The organism is Murinocardiopsis flavida, from assembly GCF_003014485.1.
GTDB lineage: Bacteria > Actinomycetota > Actinomycetes > Streptosporangiales > Streptosporangiaceae > Murinocardiopsis > Murinocardiopsis flavida.
Genome location: NZ_PYGA01000012.1, coordinates 49,859 through 63,875 on the forward strand (window position 1 = coordinate 49,859; position 14,017 = coordinate 63,875).

The window sequence follows — 14,017 nt, forward strand, 5'->3', positions numbered from 1 at the left end:
GCGATCTGACCTACTTTCTCGTCAACTAGGGCTCATTGAACCACTATCCTCGCCTATGAAGCCGACCTGGATGTTGTGCGAACTTGTCCTGGTGACGACGCTGGCTTTCGCTATCATAATGGCCCGGCCAAGCTCGGTCGATCATTCGTACGCCAACGGCAGTCAGGATCGTTCCGCATGAATGTAGAGGATCGGTGACAATCCTTGACCGTCTTCTTCAACCCATTGCGCCAAGTCGTGGACGACCGCCCTCAATTCGGTGACCTGTCCTACGTTCTCCGACGCGCCGGTCACAAGGTCGTATCGGGTCAGTCGGAAGCCGACGTCTTGGAGCAGGGTGAGTGCCGAGTACGGGTCGTCGCCGGATGCGGCAATCCCCTCCGGCCAGAACTCCATCCACACGTGGCGCGTCGCTGCAAGCAGTTCGGGGGCCGATTGGAGGATGCGGTGCTCTGCGCCCTCGGCGTCGAGCTTGAGGAGACCCACAGGAGCCCCCGCCATCTGGTGGCGCCAGTAGCTGTCGGCCGTGACCACCGGAACCCGCTCGGTGTGTGCAGGGTTGGGTACGTTCGCACGGTACAGCGAGTGGCGTCCGAGGTTGGTGCGGCTCAGCCAGAGATCGGCATGGCCTTCGCGGTCTCCGAAGGCGAGAGGGGCGATGGTGACGTTGGCATGCTGGTTCGCGGTGACGTTGCGGGCGAGCAGCTCTGCCATGGCCGTGTTGGGTTCAACGGCGTGCACCGACCCGGCCGGACCGGAGAGGTGCGCGAGGTGGCAGGTGAGGTACCCCAGGCTCGCTCCAACGTCGATGACCCGGTCGCCGGGGGAGACCATGCGCTTCAGCGCGTGGAGTTCGTGCGGCCAGCTCACCCCGGTGGTCAGGAACGGCGGGTCGAGACTGATATCGGCGGGGTCGAACCAGATGGTGTCGCCCCAGGGGGCCTGTTGGCGTTCCATTGGCAAACTCGTTCCGTCGCTGGTCGCGTGGCCCGGTGAGGGGCGTTAGTGCAGCTGTAGCGTGATGGCGCCAATTGGGCCTGGCCGTGCAGGTAGAACGGCGCGCGTGACCAGGGGGCGGCCCGCGGGGCTCGGTCGCCGATGGTGCGTTTACTTGCCGGCGCGCAGCCGATCGACGCTTCCGATCAGGCGGTGCTCGACGAGGTCGTTGAGGTACTGAGTGGCGGGCGCACCGAGCGCAAGGCCGTTCAACCGCGGGGTGATGTCAGCGATCAGTCCGTCGCACAGGCGGACGGCCTCGGCTGGCACGGTGGAATTCCACAGAGCGCTGCGGAGCCGATGCGCGTCCTGCCCGCCCAGCGGCGGAGGCGATTCCAACAGGTGTCGCACCTGGGCATCGCGGGTGGACTGGGCGAGCAGGACCAGGGGCACCGTGCGCCGCAGGTTGGCGATCTCGCCCAGGGTGTCCTTGTCGTGGTCGATGAGGCCGGGAAAGGCGCCGGTGAGGTCGTCGATCACTTGCGAGGCCGTGCCGATCCGTGTCAGGACCGCAGCGGCGGGATCGATGTGGCGTTCGTCGTGGCCGGCGAGGAGAGCGCCCAGCCGGAAGGGGAACACGTAGCAGTAGTAGGCGGCCTTGCGCTCGCCGATGAGCAGCAGGTCGTCCACGCTGGTTGCGGTCAGTGGCCGCGTCTCGGCGAGGAGTTCGGCGAGTTGACCGCGCTGGTTGGTGTGGAGGATCTCAGCGATGAGCGCGGAGACCCGGGCTGCGGCGGGCAGGCGGGCGGCGACGCGCAGCATGACGCCCACGAGGTAGTCGGCGTAGTACAGCGCGAGGTTCTTCCCGTGCTGGGTCAGCCGCTCGCCTCCGGAGAAGGCGACGGGCAGCGGTGCGGCGCCGAACTTCTCCAGGTCCTCGTCGACGATGTCGTCGTGGATGGCGAGGACATCGCGCAGCAGTTGCGCGATCAGCAGACCCTCGGCGATGGTGTCGGCGTCGCTGAAGTCCACGGTGGCCGAGTCGGCGTGGTATCCGACATAGGCCAGGACCGGGCGGGGCAGGTGGGCGTCGCGAAGCGCGTAGTCGATGTAGAGCCGATGGAGGTCGGACAGTTCCGGGCTGTCCGTGAATTCGCGTTCCAGGAGTTCCCGGTAGCGCTGGCGGAGTACGGGCGAGAGGCGGTCGAAAGCGTCGGAGAGCACGGGCCGTCCTTGTCTCACGTCTGGGGCGGTGAGCCCAGTGGGCGTTCCTCAGGCCGGGAAGAAGGGGTGGTGTCGTCGGCGCGCAGGTGCATGAACGAGGTGTAGCCCCAGGCCTCCAACCGGGCGAGCTGGGCGGCGAACTTGCCGCTGCGGGGGACGGACGCGGCGGTGCGGCCCTCGGCGCGCAGCGCGCGCATCAGGTGGAGAGCGCGGGACTCGCTCACCTCGGCGTCAAGGAGCACGGCCACGGCTTCGCGGCGCCGGGTCCCCAACAGGTTGACGATCCGCTCGAAGCCGAGCGAGAAGCCGCAGGCAGGCACGTCTTTGCCCAGGGAGCGGCCGACGAGGCGGTCATAGCGGCCGCCGCCGGCCAGCGAGCCGGGAGAGTCGGGGTGCTCGACTTCGAAGACCTGTCCGGTGTAGTAGCCCATGCCGCGCGCCAGGGTGGGATCGAAGACCCAGGAGAGGCCGCCGATGTCGCCGAGCGCGCCGGTCGTGCTCGCCAGGTCGTTCAGGACGCTGTCGGGGAGTTCGGGGAGTGCGGTGCCGAGCGCGTCGATGCTCTTGTCGGCTTCTACCGCGTGCAGGCCCTGCACGGTCTCCAGCGCTTGGGCGACGGCTTCTGGTGCGAGGCCGCGCTTGTCGACGAGTTCGCGGCCGACTCCGTCCCAGCCGATCTTGTCGAGCTTGTCCAGGCTGATGAAGAACCCGTCCCAGGACTGCTCGGGCAGTCGTGCGTGGTGGGCGAGGGCGGAGAGGATGCGGCGGTCGGACAGGCGCACGGTGGTGCCGGACAGGCCGACCGCGTGCAGTGCCTGGGAGGTGGCTTCGATCAGTTCGATCTCGGCCAGGACGCCGGGCATGCCGATGATGTCGATGTCGCACTGGTGGAACTGCCGGTACCTGCCCTGCTGGGGACGTTCGGCGCGCCAGACCGGGCCCAGTTGGAAGGCGCGGAAGGGCATCGGCAGGTTGGCGTGGTTGTGGGCGTAGTAGCGGGTGAGCGGAACGGTGAGGTCGAACCGCAGGCCGAGGTCGGCGATGTCCTTGAGCGCCGTCTCCCCGGCGAGGGGGTCGGTGAGGCCGCGCTTCATGATCGCGAAGATGAGCTTGGCGTTCTCACCGCCTTGTCCGCCGGTGAGGCGTTCAAGATCCTCCACGCACGGCGTTTCGATGCGCTGGTATCCGAAGCGGTGGTAGATGTCGGCGACCGTGGAGCTCACGTGGTCACGTGCGGCCACCTCATCGGGCAGCAGGTCACGGGTGCCCCGGGGCGGGGTTGCATCGGTCTTCACCAGTTGGGTCCTCGACGTCGAGCAGCGGTTCGGTATGCGGGATGCCGCGGGCCGAGGCGTATTCGCGCCAGCGCTCGGGACTGGGGTCGCCCAAGTAGGTGTCGACACGCACGCCCTCTGCGCGGGCCGGGGCCGCGGCACCGGCTACTTTAAGGTATCCGGCCGGGTCGGGGCGGCCGATCAGCAATCGCTCGGCCGAAGCGGTGCACAGACTGACCCCCCGAGGAGCACAGGAGCGATCGGGGTCCAATAGGCCCTGGGACTCCAGCACGGGGATCAGCCGTTCCAGGCCGAACGCGAATCCGGTCGAGGGGATCCGATGTCGCGCCCCGCGGGGGGCAAAGTGGCCGACAAGCCGGTCATAGCGCCCGCCGCCGCCGACTTCGACGTGGGTGCGATCAGCGCTGATGACGTCGATCTCGAACGCGATGCCCGTGTAGTACTCGTGGGAGCGGACAACGCACACATCGAGATCGACACGGACGCCGAGTGCCGCGAGCACGCGGGCTAGCTCACGCAACTCGGTGAGGCGCTCGGTGGCGACCGGGTCGTCGAGGCGCTGCACGACCGCCGCGGAGTCCCCCGCTGCCGCCAGTTCGTGCCATACAGCGGCCCAAGGCCGGGGAGTCTCCTCCTTTTCCAGCACGCGCGCGATGTCATCGATGAGTGCCGGCCACCGCAGGGCGTCCTTACCGGCTTTGCATTCGGCAATGCCGTCCAAGGACTCCTTCACCGAGATGGCGCCCTCTGCGCTGAGTCCGCTCAACTCGACGAGCCGGTTGAACACCGTGACGTCTCCGACACGGACCCGGATTGCGTCGGCTGCGACGCCGAACTCGCGCAGGCTTTCCGCGATCAGGTGGATTGCCTCGACGTCGGCGTTGCCGGCCTCGGCGCCGAGCACCTCAAGTCCGAACTGGGTGAACTGACGCCGCTTGCCTTCACTGAGCTGGTCCACGAGTTCGTTGCGAAAGCACGGGGTGACGTAGAACAGCTTTACTGGGAAGACGAAGCCCGGGTCCGCGATGAGCTGCGATCCCAACCATCGGGTGACCGAGACCGTCCCTTCGGGAACCAGGAGCGCCGAGGTCGTTTCGGGCTTGGTGTTATAGGAGTTCGCGTAGTCGGGCACCTCGACATAGAAGCACCCTCGTTCATTCCACTCCGGCCAGGGAGAGCGGCCCACGACCTCCTCGGAGAAGGACGTGGCCCGCTCGATGAGCGGTATGTCGATCTGCTCGTATCCGAAACGATGCGCCAGGGCGGAGAGCACCGCTTGAACGTACCGTCTCTTGCGCACCTCCACCCCGAACGCATCGGGCATTCCTGCCAAGGGTGTGGTCAGCCGGTTCGTCCGATCCAGGGCGTGTTCACTGTAGTTCATCGTTTCCATTCCTTGGGGGACGAGCCGCCAACAGGCGGCGGGCACCGGCGTGCGCCGCGGCCCGCCGCACAGGACTCGCAGGCCAGGAGCAGCATGCATTTCGGTACGCGTGCATGGAAGTGGTCGGCCGGGCGATTCCATGCATTTTGATACCGAGGCACACTACAGCCGTAACGGGCCGAAGCGTTCTTGACCGGTCAGAGCTTATCGAGGCCGCGAAGAGCGTTGATTCGAATCGGACTGGAACCTACATGCGCCCATGTGAAGAGAAAGACCTGGACACAGGGCTGAGAGACTGGAATCCCGCCAGGCGCAAGCGAATTGTCGAGGGATCCGGGCCGAATTGAACCGGAGATCTGGCCGCTCCACTTAGAGAGCAACCTGACCGATTCCGGCCGCCGTGCACAGGAATTAACAAATACAGGGTCGGAGAACGGCGCCTCACTCCACGCGAGTGGCGCGGCTGGACGCGACCCACCCCTTCGACCCGGTCGCACCGAAGCCGTAGCGGATGGCAGCGGCGCAATCGCCCATGGGAGCACCACCCGGGCTACTGCACTGAGGCGCCCGGTACTCAACCGGGCGCAGGGCCCCGTCGCAGGCGGCAAGCGTGAATCCGTCGCCAAGGAACTGCTGTCCCGCGCGCTGAACGCTGCACCCCCTCCCCAACCGGTCGTGGGCCACGGACACGACCGAGCCTTCTACCTCGCGGGCGTGAGGGGATCCCGAGGTCGTCTACTGGCTATGGGACCACGAGCCGAAGCGCTGCACGATCATGTTCGAGAACGACCAGACGATGAACTGCGGGCAGTAGCCGCTTACACCAGCGGGAGACGCAACTCCATTCGATAGCGGCGGGTGAGCGGGCGCGGGCCATAGGTGTCCCCGCCGGCGTCCCGGCAGGGACACCCCGGGACCAACGGGCGTGTCCTCATTTGTCGGGGGTCCATCGCAGAATGGTCGCGTCGTCGCACGCCTTGCCGCGGGGGTAGGCCTGCTGGTCCGGATCCTGCTTCTCGGCGTCGCGGACCTGCTCGATGACGGTACGGGGGCCGTGGGCGTGCAGGGTTTCCAAGGTCGCCTGCCAGGTCGTCTGCTTGAACACCTCGACCAGGCGGGTCGCCCCATCGGTGAGCAGCGTGGCGGCCGCGATCTCCGAAAGCGGGATCGCCCCGGTGAGGGCCTCCTCGGCCGCGCGCGGGTCGGCGCCGGCCGTCCAGAACCCTCCCGTGGTGTTGCGGTGATCGCGCAGCGCCTTGTGCCGTGCCCGGTCCTGTTCGACGCAGCCCCCGGAGTCGTTGGGGGGCGGCCGGTGCTCCAGGCGTGCACGCAGGTCGTCAAGCCGGGTATCGGTGATGATCCGGGCAGGGCCGGTGTGCGCTTCGACGGCCAGGACCGAGTCGGCCAGCACAAGGTAGTCGAGCTCGGTTGCGGTGAGGCGGATGGCGACGACCGTGGCCGAGGGCGACTGCTGGCGGCTCAGGTCGCATGCCTCGGCGTGCAGGCGCGCGGTGTCGGTGATGGCCGCGGCGAGCGCGTCGCGGAGTGCGACCTGGGGGGTGATGTGGGCGAGGAGGGCTCCGCCCAGGCGGCGGGTCACCCACGCCACGCCGTGGACGCACCCGTCCTGCTCCCAGGGTTGGGCGGTCGCGCCGTCCAGGAGGACCGCGCAGTCGGCGCCGGCGGCGGCGAAGTCCTCGTTGGGGCACTCGGGATCGCCGGGTTCGGTGGCGAGGGTGAACGGCATGAACGGGCTCCACAGGGTCGGCGGTCATCGTCAGTGGTGGTTCGGGCGCGGTGCTCAAGACTTGGGGTCGCGAGGCCTCCCCGTCGGCCCATACGGGTCGGCACGATACTGGCGTGGCCGCGCGCCGGGGCGTGGCGACCTTCGGAGACAGCCGGGCGAAGGGCAGCGCTGCATAGGCGACTCCGCAGGCGGCCTGAGACCATGAGTCGTATGGGAAAGCACCGTCGGCCCGGGCCCCCGAACCAGCCCTCGCGCGCCGTGCCGCGCATCGACCCGGACGACCCGCTGTCCGCCTTCACCAAGCGCCGCCGCCCCGTGCTGGACATCTACCGCCGCCGCCGGCCCCTGCACGGCGGGCCGGGCCATGCCCGGCCTGAGGAACCGCGTGTGCTGGAGGAGTGGGACGGTTTCACCTACGTCCCCGCCGGGACCGCACCCGACATGGCGACGGCCCAGCGGTGGGCCGATGAGCGGCGGCCCGCCGGCTCCCCGTGAACCCCCACCGCCCGACGCTGGTTCGTGCGCATCGGGTGTGCGGGGGCTGGAGGCGGTCTCCGACCCGACGCGCGGCGAGGCGAGGTGCCCGCGCGATGACGGGTTCGTCCCCTCCCGCGGCCCGGGACGGGGAGTCGTCCCCACGCGCTTCGCCTGTGCCGTGCCGTGGGGCCGTTGCTGAGTGCGGCGGGCGCGGCCGGTGCCTGCTCGCCCGGACGGCGCATTCGACCCGCGGGCGAGGCAGGTCGTCGGCGGGTCGGCGCGCCCGGTCACGGTGTTGCCCAGGACACGATGAGGCGGTGGGCGCCGCGCTCCAGCACGAAGCGGCCCGGCGCCGCGGCCGGGACTTGGGCGGTGGCGGGGTAGAGCGCGAAGGTGATCTCCTGGTCCCGACGGCGCTGCCACTGCTGGATGAGCGCGGCCATCTCCTCGGCCAGGGCGTGGCCGGCCTGCGCGTGGCCGATCACCCCGACCTCGCGGCCCGGGGCCCCGGGTGCCGGGCGCGTCGTCATGTAGGCCAGCCCTCGGCCGCTGGTCGGCACACCGGCCATGTCGCCCCACCGCAAGCCCGGGGCGACCAGGCCCTCCTCGACGGCCCGGCGCTGGACGGGCATGCGGGACACCGGGTTGTCGAGGCTCAGGGCGAGCCACATCCACATCGGCTCGAAGGACTGCCCGGTGCCGAACTCCACGCCGGTCCATACCGTCGCCGCGGGTTCCTCCAGCACGCCGCGGACCTGGGCGTTCTCGATGCGCTGGTCCTGGTTGATGTGCAGGTGCACGGTGTTGTGGCCGGTGATGTCCAGTCGCCTGCGCGGGTCGTCGCCGATGCTGTTGCGTAGCGGCATGAAGGTGCACATCCGGCTGTCGACCCCGCGCCAGTGCTCGCCCTCGGCCTCGAAGGCGATGGAGCGGTGGGCGTCTCCGGCGATGCGGACGGGGGCCACGAGCCGCCCGCCGGGTGCCAGCTGCTCCAGCCAGGCCACAGGCAGGTGGTGGGCGCCGACCGTGGCGATGATGCGGTCGTAGGGGGCGCCGGGCGGGTGCCCCAGGGCGCCGTCGCCCAGGATGGTCTCGACGTTGGCGACGCCGGTTTCGGCAAGGCGGGCGCGGGCGCCGGCGAGGAGTTCGTCGTCGACGTCGACCGTGATCACCTGTCCTCGATCGCCCACGAGGCGGCCGAGGAGGGCGGCGTTGTAGCCGGTGCCCGCGCCGAGTTCGAGGATGCGCTGGGCGGGGCGGGCCTCAAGCTGCTCCAACTGGAGGGCGACGATGCTGGGCTGGGAGGCGCAGCTGAGCGCGGTACCGTCCGCGGCGTGCTTGATCGCGACCGTGTCGTTGGCGTAGGCGTCCTCAAGACCGGTGTCCGGGAGGAAGAGGTGGCGGGCCACGGTGTGCAGGGCCTCCTCGACAGCCGGTGTGCGGGTGTGGCCGCCGTCGCGGAGCTGGTCGGCCAGGGCGGTGCGCAGCTGGGCCGCGCTCGCGTGCTGGGCGGGTGCGGCGGGATTCTCGGGCACGACGGGGTCCCTCTCGTGATGGTCGATCGGTGCGGGGCTCGCTGGACAGGACCGCGGTCAGGGGTCAATGGGTGAGGCCCGGCGTCTTTTCCGCCAACGGACTGCTCACCGCGGTGTCCGATCCGGTGTCGTGTGTCAGGGGCGCGCCCTCTTCGTAGGCCTGGGCCTGCATGCGGAACAGTTCGGCGTACAGCCCCCCGCACGCCATCAGGTTCTCGTGGTCGCCGTGCTCGACGACGCGGCCCTTCTCCAGTACGTAGATCCGGTCGGCCATGCGCACCGAGGCGAGCCGGTGGGTGATCAGCAGGACCGTGCGCCCCTGGGCGTGCGCGTGCAGGCTCTCGAACAACCGCTTCTCCGCACGCGCGTCCAAGGCGGAGGTGGGCTCATCCGCGATCAGCAGATCGGCGTCGCGGTACAGGCCGCGCGCCGAGGCGATGCGCTGCCATTGGCCGCCGGACAGGTCCGCTCCGTCGACGAAGCGCTTGTCCAGCATGGTGTCCCACCCATAGGCGAGGCCGGTAACGACCTCGTCGGCGCCGCTGAGCCGGGCCGCCTCTTCCAGGCGGGTGCCGTCGGCTTCGGCGGACATGGTGATGTTGCGCTGGGCTGAGAGGGGCCACTGGGTGTACTCCTGGTTGATCAGTCCGATGCGGCCGCGCAGCGCGTCGGGGTCCATCCCGGCGATGTCGGTCCCGTTCCAGGTGATCGACCCGGACTGCGGGGTGTAGAGCCCGGCGATGAGCCGGGCCAGGGTCGACTTGCCGGACCCGTTCTCCCCCACCAGCGCCACCACCTCGCCCCGGGTGATGTCGATGTCGACGCCGTCGAGGGCGGGGGTCTGCTCGCCCGGGTAGGCGAACACCACACCGCGGGCCCGCACCGCGGCGAGCCGTGCGGTCTCCCGCGCCGTCGGGGCGTCGGGCAGCCGTTGCGCGGCCCGGCGCGAGAACTCCAGGAAGTCGGAGAAGTACAGTCCGGACTCATAGGTCGCCGACAGGGAGAACAGCAGGGTCGACAGCGAGGACTGCGCGGTGCGGATCGCGAAGACCGCGGTCCCCGCCACCGCCAGCGGCATCGCACCGGCGACCAGCAGGGCCCCCAGCGCCGCATACGTCACGGCGGTGGCCACGCCTCCGGCCCCTTCTCCGAGCAGGCGGATCACCGTCTGGCGGCGCGCTACCGCGAGCATCGCCGCGCGTTCGATGTCGGAGATGCGGGTGTACTCGTCGATGAGGAAACCGCGCATGGTGAACGCCCGCAGCTCGGCGGCCGAATCGCGGGAGGCGAGCATGTCGCCCAGGGCCCACTTGCGGCGCCGGCCCGGGGTGAGGTCGCGGATCCGCTCATAGCGCATGCGCGCGGCCCGGGCCGCGGCCCACCCGTCGGGGATCACGGTGAGCGCCAGCAGGGGCAGCAGGACCGGGTGCAGCACGGCCAGCACTCCGGCGGCGGCGGTGATGCTGACCATGCTGGTGAGGACGTCGACCGCGGAGGTGATGACCTGGGCCGCCTCGTACTGGCCGCGGTCGCGCGCCCGGTACATCGTGTCGTTGAACTCGGAGTCGTCGAAAGCTTCTAGCCCGATCCGGCTGGTGAGGTCGAACAGGTGCAGTTCGGTGAGGCGCTCGACCTGGGGGCGCAGCCGGGCCTGGGCCCACCCCGCCCCGGCCTGGAGCAGCGCCCGCGCGGCGTAGGCGCCGGCGACCAGCGCCAGAGAGGGCAGCGCCGCCCGGACGCGCTCCGGCGTCGGTCCGCCGGTGAACAGCGGCTCCAGGACCCCGGTGACGGCGAACAGGCCCACCGCGGTGAACACCCCGGCAGCCAAGTTCAGGCCGATGGTCGCGGCGGTGTCCGTGCGGTCGGCCCGCCATGCCCAGGTCCAGGCGAGGCCGATCAGGCGGGGCAGCCGGGTCGACATGTGCCAGATCGACGTCGCGGCGAGTTCGTCGAGGTAGGGCGCGTACTTCGACGCCGCCATCTGCTCATTGGGGGCGGGGTCGGGTGGGCGCGGGGCGGGTTTTCGCTTCCTGCGGGGCAGGCGCATGTGACTCCCATCAGGAGAAAGGTGGAGGGCAGGACTGCCACGATGACCGGCCGCCCCCGGGACGCGCCAGCCGCTTTCGGCGCAACCCGGGTATCGGACAGGCGTTCGATCACCATCTGCCATTCGGTCCGGGGACGACACCCCGGGCGGTGCGCGGCGCCGACCGCGGTCAGAGGCGGTGGAGCCGGGATTCGGCCATGGCGGATCAGTACCGGATGTGGTCTCCGCCGGTGCGACCCCTGTCGGGTGTGCTGTTGGGCGCGTGTGCGCGGTCGAGCCGTGGGCCCGCGAAATCGTCTTGTGGGCTCACAGGAATGGCGGTGTTGGCGGCCGGACCAGACCGGTGTGCCGTGTCGGGCTGCCGTCCTGCGTCATCGCCCGGATGGCGTCGGTCTCCTCGACCGCACCGGTTCCGGGCAGCCACTGCGGGGCCGGGATCCGGGGCCATTGGACCGGCCCCGGCGGGGTGGGGGTCCGCGGATTCCGCAGGTCCGCATCCGGTGCGTGGTAGAGGCAGTGGCGGGGGGCGCACACGCTCGCCATGTACCACGTCGCGATCTCGTCGGCACCGCTGAGTTGGCGGTCGAGGATCGCGAGCAGGACCGCGGGGGCGTCGTCCAGCCGTGTGACCGCGCACATGTAGGAGCCGTCCGGGGCGTTGCCGATGATGTCCTTGCGGTATCCGCTCGCCCGGGCCCGGGCGTTGGCGTGGTTGAACACGGCGGCGACGTCGGATGCGCTTCCGGGGGATCGCCGGTCCCCGATGGTCCACGGGTCGTCGGAGAGCCGAACCCATTTCCGTCCCTCGCGTGCGGCTGAGATCCTGCCGCCGCTGATACCCGCCCATTCGGTGACCATTGCGTGAAGCACATCGATCGTTGACCGGCCGTCGGGAAGCGCCGATTGGTCGCTGGGGACGAGTTTCGCGATGTTCGAACGCGGAAGGACGTCATCCACGTTGTTACCTACCTTTCCTTGTGTGCTCGATCCGGGAGGCGAGGCTGGGGTCGCCGCAGATCAGTGCCGACTCCGGGACGCCGCAGACTAGAGGGGTGATGCGGCGCTTTCGGTGAGGCGTCGCGTGATCGCCTGAGCCGGGAGTTTCGCGCGATCGGTCGAGGCGGTGTCGAAGACGGCTTCTTTCGCTGCCCGCGCGAGTCGGGCTTGTGTAGCCGCCGGCAGCCCCAGCCGGTTCCAGTGGAAGATGACGTGCAGTGCGATGATCGCGCGGATCCCCCGATCGAGCAGGCCGCCTTCGCGTAGGGATCGGAGTGTTTCGCCGGCTCCTTTGAACGCGGCGAGCCATTCGTCGCCGATGAGGTCGGCACGGGCCTCGCCGAGGAGGAGATGGCGGATGTCGCCGGTGAAGGTTCTCCACACCGGTGGGTCGGGGCTTGTGCCGGTCGGATCAGGGCGCTGTTCGGCGACCTTGGCCCAGACGTCGCCCTGTTCGTTGAAGTCCAGTCCTGCCGCCCGCATGAGCGCTGTGCACAGGACGAGTGATCGTTCCCGGCGATCGTCGGTGGCGTCGTTGCTGAGGAAGGCGATCAGGTGGCGGCTGTCGTGGTGGAACAGGGCGTGCGCGGCGTCCATACCCGCAGTCCCGCCGAAGGCGTGGACCTCTGGTTCGTAGATGTCGCCGTGCCAGTCGAAGCCGTCGGTAAGCAAGGGGAATAGGGGGTCAGCGCCCGTGGTCGGATCGTGGTCGGCGCCGTCGGCGATCCGGTAGCGGATCCGCCAGGGCCCCTTGCGGATGAAGAACCAGGAGGCGACCAGGCGCTCGGCGTCAGCGGTGGCGAAGGCACGGGCAAGGTGGTCGACGGCGTGGTGCTCCCGCTGCTGCCGGTCGAAGCCGGGATAGGTGATGTTCACCTGTGTCCAGGGTGTGCGCATGGTGGTCCCTACCTTTCTCTTGGGAGTTCGTTCCTGACCGTCCGTAGGGTCGGGAGAACCCCAGGAGCGCCAGGTATGGCTGTCATGGTGTTGTCACCTGGGTGGCTGGAAAGGATTGGCCGCCTGGCGCTCCACGACGACCCGACCGCTGATTGGGATACGCGAACAGATCGCTGTGTAGGGACACGACGGTGCGGTCGTCGTCTGGGACTCCCATGTGGACTATGACGACGGAGGAGCCGATGCCCCAGCTCTGGGCCGGTGTGGACGCGGGCAAGACCCACCACCACTGCACGGTGATCGACACCGACGGCAAGCGGCTGCTGTCGAAGAAGGTCGCCAATGACGAGGGCGAGATCCTCGATCTGATCGCCGAGGTCAACACCCTGGGCGAGGGCGCACGGTGGGCGATCGACCTCAACAGCGGGGGCGGCGCCCTGCTCATCACCGTGCTGCTCGACCACGGCCAGGACCTCGTCTACATCCCGGGCCGGACCGTGCACCACGCCTCCGGGGCCTACCGGGGCGACGGCAAGACCGATGCCAAGGACGCCTTCGTCATCGCCGACCAGGCGAGGATGCGCCGCGACCTGCACCCGATCGCGTCCTTCGACGAGATCGCCGCGGACCTGCGCATCCTCACCGCCCGGCGCACCGACCTGGCCTGTGACCGCACCCGGGCCATCAACCGGCTGCGCGACCAGCTCCTGGGCTACTTCCCCGCCCTGGAACGCGCCTTCGACTACAGCGCCTCCAAGGCGGCTCTGGTGCTGTTGACCGGCTACCGGACCCCCCGCGCACTGCGCAGGATGGGCAGGGACCGCCTGGAAACCTGGTTGCGTTCGCGTAAGGTCCGCAACGCCGCTCACGTCGCTGAGGCCGCGATCGAGGCCGCCCAGGCCCAGCGCACCACCGTGAGGGGCGAGAAAGCCGCCGCCGCGGTGGTCGAGCGCCTGGCCAAGGAGGTGATCGCCCTCGACGCCGAACTCGCCGAGGCCGACGCGGCCATCGAGGGCCGGTTTCGCGAGCACCGACACGCTGGGGTGATCACAAGCCTGCCCGGCATCGGCACCCTGCTGGGTGCGGAGTTCATCGCCGCCACCGGCGGTGACATGGCCGCGTTCGGCAGTGCGGACCGGCTGGCCGGCGTCGCGGGGGTCGCACCCGTGCCTCGGGATTCGGGCAGGATCAGCGGCAACTTGCGCCGGCCCAAGCACTACAGCCGTCGTCTGCTGCGGGTGTTCTACATGTCCGCGCAGGTCAGCATCCGTTGTTGCCCGGCCTCGAAGGCGTTCTACGAGCGCAAGCGGGCCGAGGGGAAACGCCATGTCCAAGCCGTGCTCGCGTTGGCCCGTCGCCGGGTGAATGTGCTCTGGGCGATGCTGCGCGAGGAGCGGCCCTACGCGGCGGTTCCTCCTGCGAAGCTGGCCGCGGTCGCCTGAACCGTTCACGGTCCGTCACCGCTCCGGGTTGACAACC

The 14,017-nt window shown here is 69.6% G+C and carries 11 protein-coding genes; 2 read left to right on the forward strand and 9 right to left on the reverse strand.

Annotation, left to right across the window (positions count from 1 at the left end; translation table 11 throughout):
• Positions 1 to 162: 162 nt before the first annotated feature.
• From CLV63_RS17175 to CLV63_RS17200, 5 genes are all read right to left on the reverse strand, one after another.
• Positions 163 to 957 carry an FkbM family methyltransferase gene (locus CLV63_RS17175; protein WP_106584149.1) on the reverse strand — a complete coding sequence of 265 codons (795 nt, stop codon included), beginning with the start codon at positions 955 to 957 and terminating at the stop codon, positions 163 to 165.
• Positions 958 to 1,107: 150 nt separating this feature from the next.
• Complete coding sequence (locus CLV63_RS17180; protein ID WP_170134246.1) at positions 1,108 to 2,160, reverse strand: polyprenyl synthetase family protein; 1,053 nt, start codon at positions 2,158 to 2,160, stop codon at positions 1,108 to 1,110.
• A gap of 14 nt (positions 2,161 to 2,174) precedes the next feature.
• Positions 2,175 to 3,455 (reverse strand): histidine--tRNA ligase, encoded by a 1,281-nt coding sequence (gene hisS, locus CLV63_RS17185; protein ID WP_106584151.1) that lies wholly within the window; start codon positions 3,453 to 3,455, stop codon positions 2,175 to 2,177.
• Entirely contained in the window at positions 3,418 to 4,839 is a 1,422-nt protein-coding gene (locus tag CLV63_RS17190) for an ATP phosphoribosyltransferase regulatory subunit (RefSeq protein WP_170134247.1), read from the reverse strand. Before CLV63_RS17190 ends, hisS begins: the two co-directional genes overlap by 38 nt.
• Before the next feature lie 931 nt (positions 4,840 to 5,770).
• Entirely contained in the window at positions 5,771 to 6,586 is an 816-nt protein-coding gene (locus CLV63_RS17200; RefSeq protein ID WP_106584154.1) for a protein phosphatase 2C domain-containing protein, read from the reverse strand.
• Positions 6,587 to 6,796: 210 nt separating this feature from the next.
• Here CLV63_RS17200 and CLV63_RS17205 point away from each other — a divergent pair, with 210 nt between their 5' ends.
• Complete coding sequence (locus tag CLV63_RS17205; protein ID WP_106584155.1) at positions 6,797 to 7,081, forward strand: DUF6087 family protein; 285 nt, start codon at positions 6,797 to 6,799, stop codon at positions 7,079 to 7,081.
• Between the two features lie 269 nt (positions 7,082 to 7,350).
• On the opposite strand, the gene fxlM is transcribed toward CLV63_RS17205, so the two are convergent.
• From fxlM to CLV63_RS17225, 4 genes are all read right to left on the reverse strand, one after another.
• Positions 7,351 to 8,598, reverse strand: a complete 1,248-nt coding sequence (gene fxlM, locus CLV63_RS17210; protein WP_245928878.1) for a methyltransferase, FxLD system — start codon at positions 8,596 to 8,598, stop codon at positions 7,351 to 7,353.
• A gap of 64 nt (positions 8,599 to 8,662) precedes the next feature.
• The gene (locus tag CLV63_RS17215; RefSeq protein ID WP_106584157.1) at positions 8,663 to 10,579 is read right to left on the reverse strand and encodes an ABC transporter ATP-binding protein; all 1,917 of its coding nucleotides are present in this window, start codon (positions 10,577 to 10,579) and stop codon (positions 8,663 to 8,665) included.
• 372 nt (positions 10,580 to 10,951) lie between these two features.
• Positions 10,952 to 11,503 (reverse strand): hypothetical protein, encoded by a 552-nt coding sequence (locus CLV63_RS17220; RefSeq protein ID WP_106584158.1) that lies wholly within the window; start codon positions 11,501 to 11,503, stop codon positions 10,952 to 10,954.
• Positions 11,504 to 11,689: 186 nt separating this feature from the next.
• A complete protein-coding gene (locus CLV63_RS17225; protein ID WP_106584159.1) occupies positions 11,690 to 12,538 on the reverse strand; it encodes a thiopeptide-type bacteriocin biosynthesis protein in 849 nt (282 codons plus the stop codon).
• Positions 12,539 to 12,780: 242 nt separating this feature from the next.
• Here CLV63_RS17225 and CLV63_RS17230 point away from each other — a divergent pair, with 242 nt between their 5' ends.
• Positions 12,781 to 13,980, forward strand: a complete 1,200-nt coding sequence (locus CLV63_RS17230; RefSeq protein WP_106584160.1) for an IS110 family transposase — start codon at positions 12,781 to 12,783, stop codon at positions 13,978 to 13,980.
• The last annotated feature ends 37 nt before the right edge of the window (positions 13,981 to 14,017 follow it).

Coding starts and splice junctions, on each gene's coding strand:
- CLV63_RS17190 (WP_170134247.1), bottom strand. CDS start 4,839: ATGAACTACAGTGAACACGCCCTGGATCGGACGAACCGGCTGACCACA.
- CLV63_RS17175 (WP_106584149.1), bottom strand. CDS start 957: ATGGAACGCCAACAGGCCCCCTGGGGCGACACCATCTGGTTCGACCCC.
- CLV63_RS17200 (WP_106584154.1), bottom strand. CDS start 6,586: ATGCCGTTCACCCTCGCCACCGAACCCGGCGATCCCGAGTGCCCCAAC.
- CLV63_RS17230 (WP_106584160.1), top strand. CDS start 12,781: ATGCCCCAGCTCTGGGCCGGTGTGGACGCGGGCAAGACCCACCACCAC.
- CLV63_RS17215 (WP_106584157.1), bottom strand. CDS start 10,579: ATGGCGGCGTCGAAGTACGCGCCCTACCTCGACGAACTCGCCGCGACG.
- CLV63_RS17225 (WP_106584159.1), bottom strand. CDS start 12,538: ATGCGCACACCCTGGACACAGGTGAACATCACCTATCCCGGCTTCGAC.
- CLV63_RS17205 (WP_106584155.1), top strand. CDS start 6,797: ATGGGAAAGCACCGTCGGCCCGGGCCCCCGAACCAGCCCTCGCGCGCC.
- CLV63_RS17220 (WP_106584158.1), bottom strand. CDS start 11,503: ATGGTCACCGAATGGGCGGGTATCAGCGGCGGCAGGATCTCAGCCGCA.